This window comes from Limnohabitans radicicola, from assembly GCF_014837235.1.
GTDB lineage: Bacteria > Pseudomonadota > Gammaproteobacteria > Burkholderiales > Burkholderiaceae_C > Limnohabitans_A > Limnohabitans_A radicicola.
Window position 1 is genome coordinate 242,931 of record NZ_JACYFT010000003.1, and the last position, 13,352, is coordinate 256,282.

Sequence of the window (13,352 nt, forward strand, 5' to 3'; positions counted from 1 at the left end):
TCGGGGGGCTCAGCCAAACTCCCGAAACCCTTTGAGCGCTGGCAGCGGCGCAAAGTTCGCCTCGCGTTTTTGCTGGAACGCGCTGATGGCTTCGCGCACATTGGCGTTGCTCCAGATCGCGCCTTGCAGCCAGCCCATGTGGCGCAGGCTGTCTTCGGTGCTGTGGTCCCGGGCATAGTGCAGCACCTGCTTGGTGCCCCAAATGGCCACGGGCGGTTTGCTGGCGATTTCTTTGGCCGCTTGCAGGGCGGCGGCCACGGTGGCTTCGTGGGTGGGCAGCACTTCGTTGACCAGACCATAGGCCAGCGCCTTGTCGGCGCCTATGCGCCTGCCCGTGTAGGCCAATTCTTTGACCAGCGCCATGGGCAGCAGTTTGGGCAGGCGTTGCAGCGTGCCCACGTCGGCCACCATGCCGATGTTGATTTCCTGGATGCAGAAGAACGCATCGGCCGAGGCATAGCGCATGCAGCAGGCGGTCACCATGTCCACCGCGCCGCCAATGCAGCCGCCATGGATGGCTGCGATCACCGGGATGCGCAGCTCTTCAAGCAAAGTGAAGGTGTGCTGCATGTCGGTCAGCAGGTCGTACACGGCCGAGCGGCCTTCGGCACTGGTGTCGTCCATCTGGATGGCGCTACCGAAGGTTTGCAGGTCCATGCCCGCGCTGAAGTGTTTGCCGGTGCTCGAGATCACCAGCGCCCGGGCGGTGCCTGCCTTGTGGATGTCGGTCAGCTCCTCGTGCAGCTCGCGCCAGAAGGTGGGGTGCATGGTGTTCATCGCCTCGGGGCGGTTCATCACCAGGTGGGCCACGTGGCCTTCAGTCGTCAGGGAAAAACAGTTCAGCTTGTTCATGGGTGGTCTCCTCGGTGGCAATGTAGCCCTTGTCTGTGGGGGCTGCTGTCCCCGCTTTGACCAGGCTGCCGACCCGCACGCCCAGCAGGCGCAAGCGGCGTGACAGGTCCACGCGTTTCAGGCATTGGCCCGCCACCTGGCGGATGCGTTTGGCGTCGGCTGTGTATTCGGTCAGGCTTTGGTCGCGCGTCACGGCCTGGAAGTTGTCATAGCGCAGCTTGATGCCAATGGTGCGGCCTTCGTAGCCTTTGCGCTGCAGGTCGGCTGCCACCTGCTCGCACAGCCGGGTGAATACGGCCCCCAGCTCGGCACGGTCGCGCACGGCGTGCAGGTCACGCTCGAACGTCGTTTCGCGGCTCATGCTGACGGGTTCGCTCTCCAGCTCCACCGGGCGGTCGTCCCGCCCCCAAGCGGCGTCGTGCAGCCAGGCACCGTAGCTTTTGCCAAAGTGCTCCATCAGCCAGTGCTGCTCACGCGCCGCCAACTCGCCGATGGTGTGGATGCCAAAGCTTTGCAGTTTTTCATCGGCCTTGGGGCCGACGCCATTGATCTTGCGGCAGGCCAGCGGCCAGATCAGGGTCTGCAGGTCGGCTTCGTGCACGACAGAGATGCCGTTGGGTTTGTTGAACTCGCTGGCCATCTTGGCGATCAGCTTGTTGGGTGCCACGCCAATCGAGCAGGTCAGGCCCGTGGCGTCAAAAATGCTTTTCTGGATCAACCGCGCCAGCACCCGCCCGCCTTCGCGCTGGCCGCCGGGCACGTTGGTGAAGTCGATGTAGACCTCGTCCACGCCCCGGTCCTGCATGACGGGCGCGATCTCTGTGATGATGCTTTTGAAAGTGCGCGAAAAGTGCCGGTAGCGGTCAAAGTCCACCGGCAGCAGGATGGCCTGCGGGCACAGCTTGGCCGCTTTCATCAGGCCCATGGCCGAGCCGATGCCGAACTGCCTGGCCGCATAGGTCGCGGTGGTGATCACGCCGCGCCCGGTGTAGCCCTCGATGCGCGGGAAAAAGTCGACCGGAATCCGGTCCAGCCGCTCGGCAAAGGTCTCTTCGGTCCATTCGCCGTCGGGGTAGGCGGCCTGCAGCTTGCCCAGCAGGTCGTCTTCTTTGCGGCGGCCGCCGCCAATGACCACGGGCAGGCCCTTGAGCTGCGGGTAGCGCAGCAACTCGCAGGACGCGTAAAACGCGTCCATGTCGAGGTGGGCGATGCGGCGCACAGGTTGAGCGGTCGGGGCGGAAGTCACCCCCAAAGCATAGCGCGGCCCGAGACCCCTCAAGCCTTAGGAAAGGTGCCTGGCAACAGGATGCTGGTGTCCACGTTCTGGATGTTGGTGTGGCCACAAAAGGCCATGGTCACGTCCAGCTCTTTGTGGATGATTTGCAGGGCTTTGGTCACGCCCGCTTCGCCCATCGCACCCAGGCCATAGACCATGGCGCGGCCGATCATGACGCCCTTGGCGCCCAGGGCCCAGGCCTTGAGCACGTCTTGGCCCGAGCGGATGCCGCCGTCCATCCAGACCTCGATCTGGTTGCCCACGGCTGCCACGATGGCGGGCAGGGCCTCGATGCTGCTGGGCGCGCCATCCAGCTGGCGACCACCGTGGTTGCTGACCACGATGGCGTCGGCACCGCTGGCCACGGCCAGCTTGGCGTCTTCCACGTCCATGATGCCTTTCAGGATCAACTTGCCGCCCCATTGCTTCTTGACCCAGGCCACGTCTTCCCAATTCAGGGTGGGGTCAAACTGCTCGTTGGTCCATGAGGCCAGCGAGTTCATGTTGGTCACTTCCTTGACGTGGCCGACCAGGTTGCCAAAGGTGTGGCGTTTGGTACCCGCCATCCCTAAGCACCAGCGGGGCTTGGTCATCAGGTTGATGATGTTGGCAATGGTCGGGCGGGGTGGCGCAGTCAGGCCGTTTTTGAGGTCTTTGTGGCGTTGGCCGATCACCTGCAAATCGAGCGTGAGCACCAAGGCGCTCACGTTGGCGGCTTTGCAGCGGTCGATCATGCGGACCATGGCGTCGCGGTCGCGCATCATGTACAGCTGAAACCAGAAGGGTGCCTGGGTGTGCTGTGCGATGTCCTCGATGGAGCAGATGCTCATGGTCGACAGAGTGAAGGGGATGCCGAACTTCTTGGCCGCCATGGCCGCGTGCATTTCACCGTCGGCGTGCTGCATGCCCGTGAGGCCCACGGGGGCGATACACACAGGCATCTTGGTGTCGATGCCGACCATTTGGGTGGCGGTGGTGCGGTTTTCCATGTTCACCGCCACGCGCTGGCGCAGCTTGATCTTGTGGAAGTCGCTTTCGTTGGCGCGGTAGGTGCCCTCGGTCCAAGAGCCGCTGTCGGCATAGTCGTAGAACATGCGCGGCACGCGCTTTTCGGCCAGAACGCGCAGGTCTTCGATGTTGGTGATCACGGGCATGGAACGGGTCTCCTGGGGCAACAATGACAATGATTTTGCATGTTAGCCTTTGCAACTGCTGTCCGGTTTGAAACAGACCGCAGCCTCGTTGAAATTTCTTCCAGAGGAGTTTGGCACCATGAATCTGGCCCATTTGCTCGAACGTGTGGCACGGGCGTCGCCGCAGCAGTCCGCCATTTTTGATGGGACCGAGCTGTGCGCCACCCACGGCCAGTGGGCCGAGCGCAGCGCCCGCCTGGGCCGCCATTTGCAGGCGCAAGGTCTGGTCCCAGGTGACCGGGTGCTGATCTTCATGCGCAACCACCCGCGTTACCTGGAGTTCATTTTGGGGGCCTGGTGGGCGGGCCTGGTGGTGGTGCCGGTCAATGCCAAGCTGCACCTCAAGGAGGTGCAATGGATCATGGACAACGCCCAGGCCCGCTGGGCCTTTGTCACGCAAGACCTGGTGCCCGATCTCTCGGCCTTGACGGGGCTGGAGGGCATCACCGAGGCCGACAGCGTGCAGGCTTCGCAGTGGCTCCATGAGGGCGAGCCATTGGCCAACATCACGCCGCGTGCTTTGTCCGACACGGCCTGGCTGTTCTACACCAGCGGCACCACGGGCCGACCCAAGGGCGTGATGATCACCCACCGCAACCTGATGACCATGGGGCTGGGTTACTTCTGCGATGTGGATGCGGTCTCGTCGCAAGACGCGATCGCCTACGCCGCGCCCATGTCGCACGGGGCGGGCATTTACATGATTCCGCACCTCATGGCGGGGGCCCGGCATGTGGTGCCCGTGTCCGGGGGCTTTGACGCGGCCGAGCTGTTCGCGCTGGGTGCGCAGGTGGGGCCTTTGTCGATGTTTGCGGCGCCCACCATCGTCAAGCGCCTGGTGGATGAGACCGAAGCCGCAGGCCACAGCCCCGATGACTGTGCCCGCGCCTTCAAGACCATCGTGTACGGCGGCGCGCCCATGTACGCGGCCGACATCCAGCGGGCGCTGCGCGTCATGGGGCCGCGCTTTGTGCAGATCTTTGGCCAGGGCGAAAGCCCCATGGTGGGCACCGCGCTCTCGCGCCAGCACCTGGCCGACGTGCACCACCCGCGCCATGCCGAGCGCTTGGCGTCCATTGGCGTGGCGCAAACGCCTGTGCGCATCCGCGTGGTCGATGCCCAAGGGGCCGACATGCCCCCGGGCGAGGTGGGCGAGGTGCTGATTGGCGGTGACAGTGTGATGGCGGGCTACTGGCGCAACCCCGAGGCCACCGCCAGCGCCATCCGCGATGGCTGGCTCTGGACGGGCGACATGGGCGCGCTCGACGCCGATGGTTTCCTCACGCTCAAGGACCGCAGCAAGGACATGATCATCAGCGGTGGCTCCAACATCTACCCGCGCGAGGTCGAAGAGGTGCTGCTGCACGCGCCCGGTGTGGCCGAAGTGGCTGTGGTCGGCGCGCACGACGCCGAGTGGGGCGAGGTGGTGGTCGCTTTTGTGGTGCCCGCCGAGGGCGCTGCACTGGACGTGGCGCAGCTGGACGCCTATTGCCTGGAGCACATTGCCCGCTTCAAGCGGCCCAAGCGCTATGTGCTGGTGGACAGCCTGCCCAAGAACAACTACGGCAAGGTGCTCAAGACCGAGCTGCGCGAGCGCCTCAAGGGCTGAGGGTTGGTCAGGCCAGATGGCCTAACCCGGGTGACGTCAGTCGGTGCAGGTGACGCTGCCGCAACCGGACATGGTCACGTTCTTGATGGCCGAAGGGTCGGCCAGCGTCTCGGTCACGGTGTCAAAGCCCACGTTCTTGAGGTGGATGGCCAGACCCGCATCCATGCTGGCGGCATGGCCGGGGAACCACTCGGCCAAGGCTTCTGCCAGGCGCTGGATGATCTCGGTGTCGCCGCCTTCGTAGTGCGTCTCCACCGCCCGCATGGTTTCCAGGATGGTGGCATGGTGGTCGGCGTGGCAGTTGTCGGCTGAAAACCCGGTCGCCAACATCCAGCGCTCTTCCTGTGCAAAGTGCTCCACCGTGTGCAGCAAAAATGCCTTGTACAGCGGCAACTGCTGGTCGTGCGGCGTCGTCATGATGCGGTTGACCATCTCCACAAACTCGTGGTGGGTCTCGTCCATGCGGCCGTCACCAGTGTGCAGTGACTGTGTCCAGGGCAGTTGGGTGGGGGCAGTGGCGGTGTTCATGCCCCGGATTATCGCGGATGGTGGAGACCAACTGTTCGGCTCAATCGTCCGACACCCGCAGTTGGGCCAGCCCGTACAGCGGGCCACCCGTTATTGGGGTCCACAGCATTTCGGCGAAACTTCCGCCCCAGCCAAACGCTTCAGAGGCACTGTGTTGCGATAGCAACTCCAGACGTGGATGGAAGCTGGTCAATTCCGAGCCGTTGTGCGCGCCCCAGGTGAAGGTGGCGTTTTCGTGTCCAGGTGAATCGGTCAGCGCACTCTGACCCACCCCCATGGGTGAGATGAAGTCGCACACCAGCTCGGACCCTTCGGGGGCGTTTTCGCCGATCTCGTGCAAAAAGCTGTGGACCTGTGCAGGCTGCAGGTACATCAGCACGCCTTCGCAGACCAGAAACAGGGGGGCATCATGCCGGTGCAGACCGAGGCGTTTCCACCAACCGGGGGTGGTGATGTCCAGGGCCTTGTGCTGGCATCGCGGCGACTGTGCGGGCAGGAGGTTGTCGCGCAAGGCGATCACCTCGGGCAGGTCCACGTCAATCCAGCGGTTGGTGCCGTTATCGAGCCACTGAAAGTAATGTGTCAATCCGGAGCCCAGATTGACGCCTGTGCTGCCCGGGTAATGTTCAAAAAACGCATGCCCCAGTTGCTTGATCAGTTGGGTCCGCCAAAGCACGTTCATGACGATGGGCTGGTCTGAGGGGCTGGTCTGAACCTCTGCGCCCGAGGCTTGCAGCAGCTGTGCCGCATGGCCGTCGTGCGGGTCCAGTGCCGGGAACATGTGGTGGCCTTCGGCCCGTGCCGCCAGGGCGATGAACAAAGTGCGTGGCAATGCGGTCATGCCACGTGTGGCTGCAGATTCGGTCAGCAGGTACATGGTGAAGTCTCTCTCAGAAACGCGCCGGTAAGCCCAGGTGCTGGCCGATGCCAACCCGTGCCAGCACCTGGATTCAAGCTTATGGAGAGCGTCGGTCGGGGTCTGTGCGGGGAGCCACTTTGGTCGCCTTCTGCAGGTGATCCAGCACGCAGACGCTGTTCACTTGAACACCTAATCTGATCGCTCCGAATTGCCCGACGACTTTCTTGCCATCGGCGTCGGTTTGTTCATTGACCCAGACAAGGAGTTCAGCGATGAAAAATCCAAAAACCATGAGCCGAATCACAGGCACTGCTGCGTTGGCTGTGACAGCCCTGTGCTTGGCTGCGTGCGCAGGCATGACGCAACAAGAGAAGAACACCGCTATTGGGGCAGGGGTGGGGGCCATTGGTGGCTCAATCCTGACCGGTGGCAGCACGGCAGGCACGCTTGGCGGTGCGGCGGTTGGCGGTGTGATCGGCCACGAAGTCGACAAAAAGAAGTGAGAGGCTCCAATGCTTGAAACGCTGGCGGTTATCCTGCTCATCTTGTGGGCTTTGGGCCTGATGTCTTCTTACACCTTGGGTGGTCTGATCCATATCCTTCTTGTGCTTGCCGTGGTGGTGATCCTGGTGCGTGTGATCCAGGGGCGGCGACTTTGAAGCGCTGTTGTCCTTGAACTCAGCACAACGAAAAACCGGCATCTGTCACCAGATGCCGGTTTTTTATGGCTTGCATCAGCGCTCTTGCTGTGTTCCGGAAACCTCGACTTCGACGCGGCGGTCGGGACGCAGGCAGGTGATCAAGGCTTGTGTGGCCTTGTTGCCTTTGCAGTCGCCTGGTTTGGTTTCGGCTTGGGATGCGCCCACACCTTTGGCCGTGACTTTGCTGGCGGGTATGCCACCCACTTGCACGAGGTAGTTCTGCACAGCTTCGGCACGGCGCGTTGACAGCTTGTCGTTGTAAGCCTTGCTTCCCAGGCGGTCGGTGTGACCTGTGATTTCAACCGTGTCAATGTTCACGGTTTTCAGCTCCGCCAGCAGTTTGTCCAGGGCTTGCTTGCCATCAGCTTGCAGGGTGTTCTGGTCAAAGCCAAACAAGGAGTCTGCTTCCAGTTTGACTTTCACCCAAGGCTTGGGGGCTGGTGCTGGAAGCGGCTCCACAGGGGTCACCACAGGTGCAGCGGCGACAACCGGTTCGGGTGCCGGGGCTGTGTAAGGTGTGTAGGCCGCTTTACTGGCCACGGCACTGCCACCAAATCGGTACACCAGACCCAGAGAGACCAGGTCCACATCGCCACGGTTGTTGACGGCATCGTTCACGCGGTAACGCTCGGCTTCGAGTCGCAAGGTCAAGGCGGGGGTGAACGCGTATTGCGTGCCAAAGCCGTATTTGTAATTGGTCTCGCGCTTGCTGGGGTTCGGGTCGATCACGGTGACTGCACCTGTGCCACTGAAAGTGTCTTTGGTTTGTGCATAGGCTGCACCCACGCGGCCCAACAAGGACCAGCGCTCCGTGATGGGCAAGTTGGCCACCAGGTCCAGGTTGAAGCCTTTGATGTGCGCCACGCCGCTCAGGCTGCCCGCAGGGGTAGTGTTGGCGGTGAACCCGAAGTGGCCCAGATCAAAGTAGCCCCCCTCGATGGCCCAGTTGGGGTGAATGGGGTAACCCAGCCATACTTTGTAGCCGGTGCTTTTGCGGTCCTCGGTCAAGTTGTCCGTCGTCAAGCCGGAGCCCAACAAACCTTGGGTGATCCGGGCGTTGTCGATGTGGGCCTTGGCTTCACCCGCGCTGATGCCCATGTAAGGCCCGGGGTTGGGGATGAACTCTTGTGCGTGCAGCCAGGGGCTGCCCAGCAAGGCCAGGGCCAGCAGCGTGGGGCGGGGTTTGAACATCGATGGTTTCATTTCTCTCTCCAAAAAGGCGCTGGGGCCTGTGTTTGTTGCCCGTTCTGGGGGATTCCCATGAATGGAGAAAGCAGTTTGGCGGGAGTCGATCAAAAGTTCAGTGCGTTGATTCACCTGTTGGAGGACTCTGCAGTCCTGACGCTGGACGCATTGCGCAAATTGTTGGTCTGTGAACTCGCGCACCGATGGCCAGCCTCTTGAAGAGTACTGTGGAGCGATTCTGGGTTCAGTGGCTGTGCTGTGCCCAGGGTGGTGGCAAAGCACCGCTTTGCTGATTCAAACTTCACGCACGATGGGACTGCAACATGATCAACAAAACATCTCTGGCCGCTGTGGCCGCTTCTTTGGTTCTTTTGATCGCTTCGGGTTGTGCCGTGTCCCGGGGTCAGGAGTCGGTGGGGGCCTACATTGACGATGCGGGCATCACGACCCTGGTGAAGTCACGCTTCTTTGAAGACAAGGATGTGGCCGGAACGTCGATCAGTGTCGAGACATTGAATGGCACGGTCATGTTGTCAGGCTTTGCAAAGAACAGCCTGGAACGCAGCAAAGCCGAAACCATTGCGCGTGGTGTCAAAGGGGTGACTTCGGTCAAGAACGACATCCTGATCCGTCCTTGAACGAAGGTGGCGAAGACTTTACTTCGCCCCCAACGCCAGCTGCATCGCCAGCTGGTTGTGCCGCTCGACAAGCGGCCCCATGTCTACGGTGGTGATCTGGCCTTGGCGCACCACCACGCGGCCGTTGACGATGGTGTAGTCCGCGTTGTCGCTGGCGCACAGCAGCAGCGCACCCACGGGGTCGTGCACTGCGCCGCCCGCCATGCTCAGCCTGTCGGTGCGGAACATCGCGATGTCGGCGCAATAGCCTTCTTTGATTTGCCCCAGCTCGTGCTCGCGCCCCAGCACTTGTGCGCCGCCGCGTGTGGCCAGTCGCAAAGCATCGCGGGGCGTCATGTCGGCGGGGCCATGGTCACAACCGAAGGGTTCTAAGGCCCGGCCCACACGCGCCAGCAGCATGGCTTGGCGCGCTTCGTTGAGCAGGTGCGCCGCGTCGTTGCTGGCACTGCCGTCCACGCCCAGGCCAATGGGCACGCCTGCGTCGAGCATTTTGCGCAACGGCAAGATGCCGCTGGACAGGCGCATGTTGCTGCAGGGGCAGTGGGCGATGCCGGTGCGCGTGCGGGCAAACAGATACGTGCCCTCTTCGTCGAGCTTCACGCCGTGGGCGTGCCACACATCGTGGCCCACCCAGCCCAGGTCCTCGGCGTATTGCGCGGGGGTGCAGTTGAACTTCTCTTTGGTGTAGGCGATGTCGTGGTCGTTTTCTGCCAGGTGGGTGTGCAGGCGCACGCCGTGGGCGCGGGCCAGCTTTGCGGCTTCGCGCATCAGGTCCTGGCTCACACTGAAGGGCGAGCAGGGGGCCACGGCCACATGGGTCATCGACCCAAAGCTCGCGTCGTGCCAGGTCTCGATCAGGCGCTGGGTTTCTTTGAGGATGGCGGGTTCTTGCTCGACCACACGGTCGGGTGGCAAGCCGCCTTGGGACTGACCCACGCTCATGCTGCCGCGCGTGGCCGTGAAGCGCATGCCGATGCTGTGCGCCGCTTCGATGCTGTCATCCAGTCGCACGCCGTTGGGGTAGATGTAGAGGTGGTCACTGCTGGTGGTGCAGCCGCTCAGCAGCAGCTCGGCCATGGCCACCTGGCCTGACACGCGCACCATCTCGGGCGTCAGGCCTACCCAGATGGGGTAGAGGCCTTTGAGCCAGCTGAACAGCTCGGCGTTTTGCACCGACGGAATTGCTCGCGTGAGCGACTGGTACATGTGGTGGTGGGTGTTGATCAGGCCCGGCACCACCACATGGTGGCGGGCGTCGATGACTTCTTCCACTTGTGTGCGCAAGTCGTCGATGTTCTCACTGGCGGGGATGATGCGCTCGATCCGGCCCTCGCGGATCAAGAGCGAGGCGTCATGCAGTTCGGTGTTGGCGTCGTCCTGTGTGGCGATGCAGCGGGCGCGGTGGATGAGCAGTGTGGTCATGGACTTGTCCTTGGCAAGGTGTGAAACAAGTCGCGGCCGAATCCCCTGGCCCCCAAATGCAGGGGGAGGGCGAGCACCACGTTGCCGCGCGTCCCGGGCTGTGCAGAGTTCAGATTTTAAGCAGACGTCGCGCCTGAGACACGACGGCTTCGGGGGTGATGTTGAAAAGCTTGTACAGCTCTTCGGCCGGACCAGAGGCACCAAAGCCCGTCATGCCCACAAAGCCGCCGTCCAGACCCAGATACACATCCCAGCCTTGACGTACTGCGGCTTCTATGCCGATGCGCACGCCTGTTTGCGGATCGCCCAGCACGCTCTGGCGGTAGGTGGCGTCTTGTTGGTCAAACAACTCCCAGCAAGGCATGGATACCACAGCCGTGCCTACGCCTGCAGCTTCGAGCTGCTCGCGGGCTTGTACCGCCAGCAACACTTCAGAGCCAGTGGCCAGCAAGGTCACTTGGCGTGGTCCGCAGGCCGCTTCGTGCAAGACATACGCGCCTCGGCGTGTGAGGTTGTCGGTGGTGTGCGTGTGACGCACCAAGGGCAATGATTGGCGGGCGAACACCATGCTCACAGGGCCGTTTTGGTGTGCCAATGCCAACTCCCAACACTCGGCCGCTTCCACTGCATCGGCTGGGCGCATGACCCACATATTGGGCATGGCGCGTAGCGAAGCAATGATTTCCACTGGCTGGTGTGTGGGGCCGTTGCGGCCAATGCCAATCGAATCGTGGCTGAACACAAACTTCACCGGCAGGCCCATGAGTGCGGCCATGCGCATGGCGGGGCGTTCGTAGTCGGCAAACGCGAGGTAGGTGACCGACAGCGGAATCACACCGCCGTGTGCGGCCATGCCGTTGGCCATGGAGCCCATCACATGCTCGCGCACGCCGCAGTGCACATACGAGCCTGTGCGGTTTTGTGTGTTGAATGCCGTCAAGCCGCGCTTGTGGCTGGTGGGCGCTTCGAGGTCAGCGCAGCCCACCATGCGCTCGGGCAACACGGGAGTGAGCAGGTCGTTGATTTCCGCCGAGATGAAGATGCCGCTGGGCGCGGGTGGTGCTTGCAAGGCTTTTTGTTTGTAGTCCAGCAGCACTTGTTGCCATTGCGCGGGCAGCTCGCCGCGCATCACGCGTTCAAACTCGGCGCGCTCGGCCGCGGGCAGGGCAGCCACGCGGGCTTGCCAAGCTTGATGTTCGGCTGCGCTGCGCTGACCAGCGGTGCGCCAGGCTTGTTGCACGTCCGCAGGAATTTCAAATGGGCCATGCACCCAGCCCAGCATGTCGCGTGCGGCTTGGGCGTCTTCTTCAAACAAGCGACCGCTGTGGCCGCCGCGCTGGCCTTGCAAGCGTGCAATGCCTTTGGCAATCACGGTGCGGCATGCCAGCATGGAAGGGCGTGGGTCAAGCCGTGCAGCATCGAGTGCAGCAGACACGGCTTCAATGTCGTGGCCATCCAGCTCCACCACATGCCAGCCCGCCACGCGGAAACGCTCGGCCACGCTTTCGCTGATGGACAGGTCGGTGCTGCCGTCGTCGGTGATTTGGTTGTCGTCCCACAGTAGCACCAGCTTGCCCAATTGCAAGTGGCCCGCCAATGAAATCATTTCCTGGCCCACACCTTCTTGCAGGCAACCGTCGCCCACAAACGCGTAGGTGAAGTGGTTGATCAAGTCCTTGCCAAAGCGGGCGCTCAGATACGCCTCGGCCACCGCCATGCCAAACGCGTTGGCAATGCCCTGGCCCAGTGGGCCGGTGGTCACTTCGATGCCGTTGGGTTGGTCATGCGGACGCTCGGGGTGCCCTTCGCAGACCGAGCCCAGCACGCGAAAGCGTTGCACTTCTTCAATCGGGAATGCGGGGTAGCCCGTCAGGTGCAGCAGCGCATACAAGAGCATAGAGCCATGCCCGTTGGACAGCACCACGCGGTCGCGGTCAAACCAACCGGCGTCTTGCGGGTGGAACTTGAGGTGGCGTGTGTAAAGCGCGGTGGCGATTTCTGCCATGCCCAGCGGCACGCCTTGGTGGCCTTCTTGGGCTTTGACGATGGCGTCAATCGAGAGAAAACGGATGGCGTGGGCCAGGGCTTGTTGCGTATGGGGAGGCAGGGCACTCATGAGTCGAGATTTTTGTGCTTCCCATGCATGAGCACAAGCGATCAATATTCAGGTTTAGATGAAAACCATTCAACCTTTGCTGGGTTGGGCCTCTGCCCGCAGCCATTCCACAAAACTCTTCACCTCCTGTCGCGAGGCATGGCGAGCCGGATAGACCAAGAAGTGGGCCTGGACTTCCACACTCAGGGATTCTTCAAAGACCGGCTGAAGTTTGCCTGTGGCGATCAGGGACTGTCCGATGCTCGAACTCTCCAGTGCCACGCCCAGCTTTTGTACCGCAGCATCCAGGCTCATCATGGCGCGGTCAAAGCGCAGTCCCATACGCTCAGGACGTAGGCCGTCTCCAAATCGGGTGAACCAGTCGGCCCATTGCACAACACTTACGCCTGACTGGATCAGCGGCACGCGCAACAGGTCTTGCGGAGTGTGCAGCGCGTGTGTGCGGATGAATTCCGGGCTGGCCAGCGGCAGGATTTTTTCGGTGAACACGGGCTCCACCTCCAGATGGGGCCAGTTGGGCATGCCGTAGCGGATGTCAATGTCCATTTGCCCCAGCTGAAAGTCCGAATGCACATGCGAGGCCGACAGCACCAGCGAGATGTGAGGATGCTGCTCGGTGAAGCGGGCGATGCGCGGCATCAGCCACAGGCTGGCAAAGCTGGGGCTGCTGTGCACATACAAGGTGTCTTGCACACCGTGGCGCAGGTCTTCGGTCGCGGTGTTGATGGCGCCCAGTGCGCTGGCCACGCGCTGCAGGTATTGCTGGCCCGCCGGGGTCAGCTCAACACCTCGGGCTGAGCGCTCGAACAGGCGCACATTCAGCAGGCTTTCCAGCTTGGCCACCTGGTGGCTCACGGCCGAGGGGGTCAGGTGCAGTTCTTCGGCCGCCAACGAAAAACTCTTACGGCGGGCAATGGTTTCAAAGGCCTGCAGGGCGGCAAGAGGTGGGATCATGGCAGCTGAAAAAAATTGA

General features: G+C 62.3%; 13 protein-coding genes. 4 read left to right on the forward strand and 9 right to left on the reverse strand.

All coding sequences use genetic code 11. The annotated features are described in order from the left end of the window. Nucleotides 1-9 precede the first annotated feature (9 nt). From IC609_RS13790 to IC609_RS13800, 3 genes are all read right to left on the reverse strand, one after another. Nucleotides 10-852: an enoyl-CoA hydratase-related protein gene (locus IC609_RS13790; protein ID WP_191820091.1), complete on the reverse strand. Its 843-nt coding sequence runs from the start codon at nt 850-852 to the stop codon at nt 10-12. Next, on the reverse strand, nt 818-2,047 hold the full coding sequence (gene dinB / locus IC609_RS13795) for a DNA polymerase IV (protein WP_225224215.1): 1,230 nt from the start codon (nt 2,045-2,047) through the stop codon (nt 818-820). The genes IC609_RS13790 and dinB overlap by 35 nt, the downstream gene beginning before the upstream one ends. Before the next feature lie 80 nt (nt 2,048-2,127). Beyond that, a complete protein-coding gene (locus IC609_RS13800) occupies nt 2,128-3,282 on the reverse strand; it encodes an alpha-hydroxy acid oxidase (protein WP_191820093.1) in 1,155 nt (384 codons plus the stop codon). Nucleotides 3,283-3,400: 118 nt separating this feature from the next. Here IC609_RS13800 and IC609_RS13805 point away from each other — a divergent pair, with 118 nt between their 5' ends. Continuing rightward, the gene (locus IC609_RS13805; protein ID WP_191820094.1) at nt 3,401-4,930 is read left to right on the forward strand and encodes a class I adenylate-forming enzyme family protein; all 1,530 of its coding nucleotides are present in this window, start codon (nt 3,401-3,403) and stop codon (nt 4,928-4,930) included. A 36-nt stretch (nt 4,931-4,966) separates the two neighbouring features. Here IC609_RS13805 and IC609_RS13810 read toward each other — a convergent pair whose 3' ends face one another. Both IC609_RS13810 and IC609_RS13815 read right to left on the reverse strand, forming a co-directional pair. Beyond that, a complete protein-coding gene (locus IC609_RS13810; protein ID WP_191820095.1) occupies nt 4,967-5,458 on the reverse strand; it encodes a bacteriohemerythrin in 492 nt (163 codons plus the stop codon). Between the two features lie 40 nt (nt 5,459-5,498). After that, on the reverse strand, nt 5,499-6,335 hold the full coding sequence (locus IC609_RS13815; protein ID WP_191820096.1) for a class I SAM-dependent methyltransferase: 837 nt from the start codon (nt 6,333-6,335) through the stop codon (nt 5,499-5,501). A 272-nt stretch (nt 6,336-6,607) separates the two neighbouring features. Here IC609_RS13815 and IC609_RS13820 point away from each other — a divergent pair, with 272 nt between their 5' ends. Both IC609_RS13820 and IC609_RS13825 read left to right on the forward strand, forming a co-directional pair. Then, complete coding sequence (locus tag IC609_RS13820) at nt 6,608-6,820, forward strand: glycine zipper 2TM domain-containing protein (protein WP_225224196.1); 213 nt, start codon at nt 6,608-6,610, stop codon at nt 6,818-6,820. A gap of 9 nt (nt 6,821-6,829) precedes the next feature. Next, complete coding sequence (locus IC609_RS13825) at nt 6,830-6,976, forward strand: lmo0937 family membrane protein (RefSeq protein ID WP_191820098.1); 147 nt, start codon at nt 6,830-6,832, stop codon at nt 6,974-6,976. 75 nt (nt 6,977-7,051) lie between these two features. Here IC609_RS13825 and IC609_RS13830 read toward each other — a convergent pair whose 3' ends face one another. After that, nucleotides 7,052-8,221, reverse strand: a complete 1,170-nt coding sequence (locus IC609_RS13830; protein ID WP_191820099.1) for an OmpA family protein — start codon at nt 8,219-8,221, stop codon at nt 7,052-7,054. A gap of 305 nt (nt 8,222-8,526) precedes the next feature. On the opposite strand from IC609_RS13830, the gene IC609_RS13835 reads away from it, so the two are divergent. Next, complete coding sequence (locus IC609_RS13835) at nt 8,527-8,841, forward strand: BON domain-containing protein (protein WP_191820100.1); 315 nt, start codon at nt 8,527-8,529, stop codon at nt 8,839-8,841. A gap of 18 nt (nt 8,842-8,859) precedes the next feature. Here the strand turns inward: IC609_RS13835 and IC609_RS13840 are convergent, their stop codons facing one another. From IC609_RS13840 to IC609_RS13850, 3 genes are all read right to left on the reverse strand, one after another. Then, nucleotides 8,860-10,263 (reverse strand): 8-oxoguanine deaminase, encoded by a 1,404-nt coding sequence (locus IC609_RS13840; RefSeq protein WP_191820101.1) that lies wholly within the window; start codon nt 10,261-10,263, stop codon nt 8,860-8,862. A 109-nt stretch (nt 10,264-10,372) separates the two neighbouring features. Further along, nucleotides 10,373-12,379, reverse strand: a complete 2,007-nt coding sequence (gene tkt / locus IC609_RS13845) for a transketolase (RefSeq protein WP_191820102.1) — start codon at nt 12,377-12,379, stop codon at nt 10,373-10,375. Between the two features lie 69 nt (nt 12,380-12,448). Then, nucleotides 12,449-13,333 carry a LysR substrate-binding domain-containing protein gene (locus tag IC609_RS13850; RefSeq protein WP_191820103.1) on the reverse strand — a complete coding sequence of 295 codons (885 nt, stop codon included), beginning with the start codon at nt 13,331-13,333 and terminating at the stop codon, nt 12,449-12,451. Nucleotides 13,334-13,352 lie beyond the last annotated feature (19 nt).

What these genes read in the sequence shown, in the direction of transcription:
- IC609_RS13830 (WP_191820099.1), bottom strand. Translation starts at nt 8,221, where the DNA reads ATGAAACCATCGATGTTCAAACCCCGCCCCACGCTGCTGGCCCTGGCC.
- IC609_RS13825 (WP_191820098.1), top strand. Translation starts at nt 6,830, where the DNA reads ATGCTTGAAACGCTGGCGGTTATCCTGCTCATCTTGTGGGCTTTGGGC.
- tkt (WP_191820102.1), bottom strand. Translation starts at nt 12,379, where the DNA reads ATGAGTGCCCTGCCTCCCCATACGCAACAAGCCCTGGCCCACGCCATC.
- IC609_RS13790 (WP_191820091.1), bottom strand. Translation starts at nt 852, where the DNA reads ATGAACAAGCTGAACTGTTTTTCCCTGACGACTGAAGGCCACGTGGCC.
- IC609_RS13835 (WP_191820100.1), top strand. Translation starts at nt 8,527, where the DNA reads ATGATCAACAAAACATCTCTGGCCGCTGTGGCCGCTTCTTTGGTTCTT.
- IC609_RS13850 (WP_191820103.1), bottom strand. Translation starts at nt 13,333, where the DNA reads ATGATCCCACCTCTTGCCGCCCTGCAGGCCTTTGAAACCATTGCCCGC.
- IC609_RS13840 (WP_191820101.1), bottom strand. Translation starts at nt 10,263, where the DNA reads ATGACCACACTGCTCATCCACCGCGCCCGCTGCATCGCCACACAGGAC.
- IC609_RS13805 (WP_191820094.1), top strand. Translation starts at nt 3,401, where the DNA reads ATGAATCTGGCCCATTTGCTCGAACGTGTGGCACGGGCGTCGCCGCAG.
- IC609_RS13800 (WP_191820093.1), bottom strand. Translation starts at nt 3,282, where the DNA reads ATGCCCGTGATCACCAACATCGAAGACCTGCGCGTTCTGGCCGAAAAG.
- dinB (WP_225224215.1), bottom strand. Translation starts at nt 2,047, where the DNA reads ATGGACGCGTTTTACGCGTCCTGCGAGTTGCTGCGCTACCCGCAGCTC.
- IC609_RS13815 (WP_191820096.1), bottom strand. Translation starts at nt 6,335, where the DNA reads ATGTACCTGCTGACCGAATCTGCAGCCACACGTGGCATGACCGCATTG.
- IC609_RS13810 (WP_191820095.1), bottom strand. Translation starts at nt 5,458, where the DNA reads ATGAACACCGCCACTGCCCCCACCCAACTGCCCTGGACACAGTCACTG.
- IC609_RS13820 (WP_225224196.1), top strand. Translation starts at nt 6,608, where the DNA reads ATGAGCCGAATCACAGGCACTGCTGCGTTGGCTGTGACAGCCCTGTGC.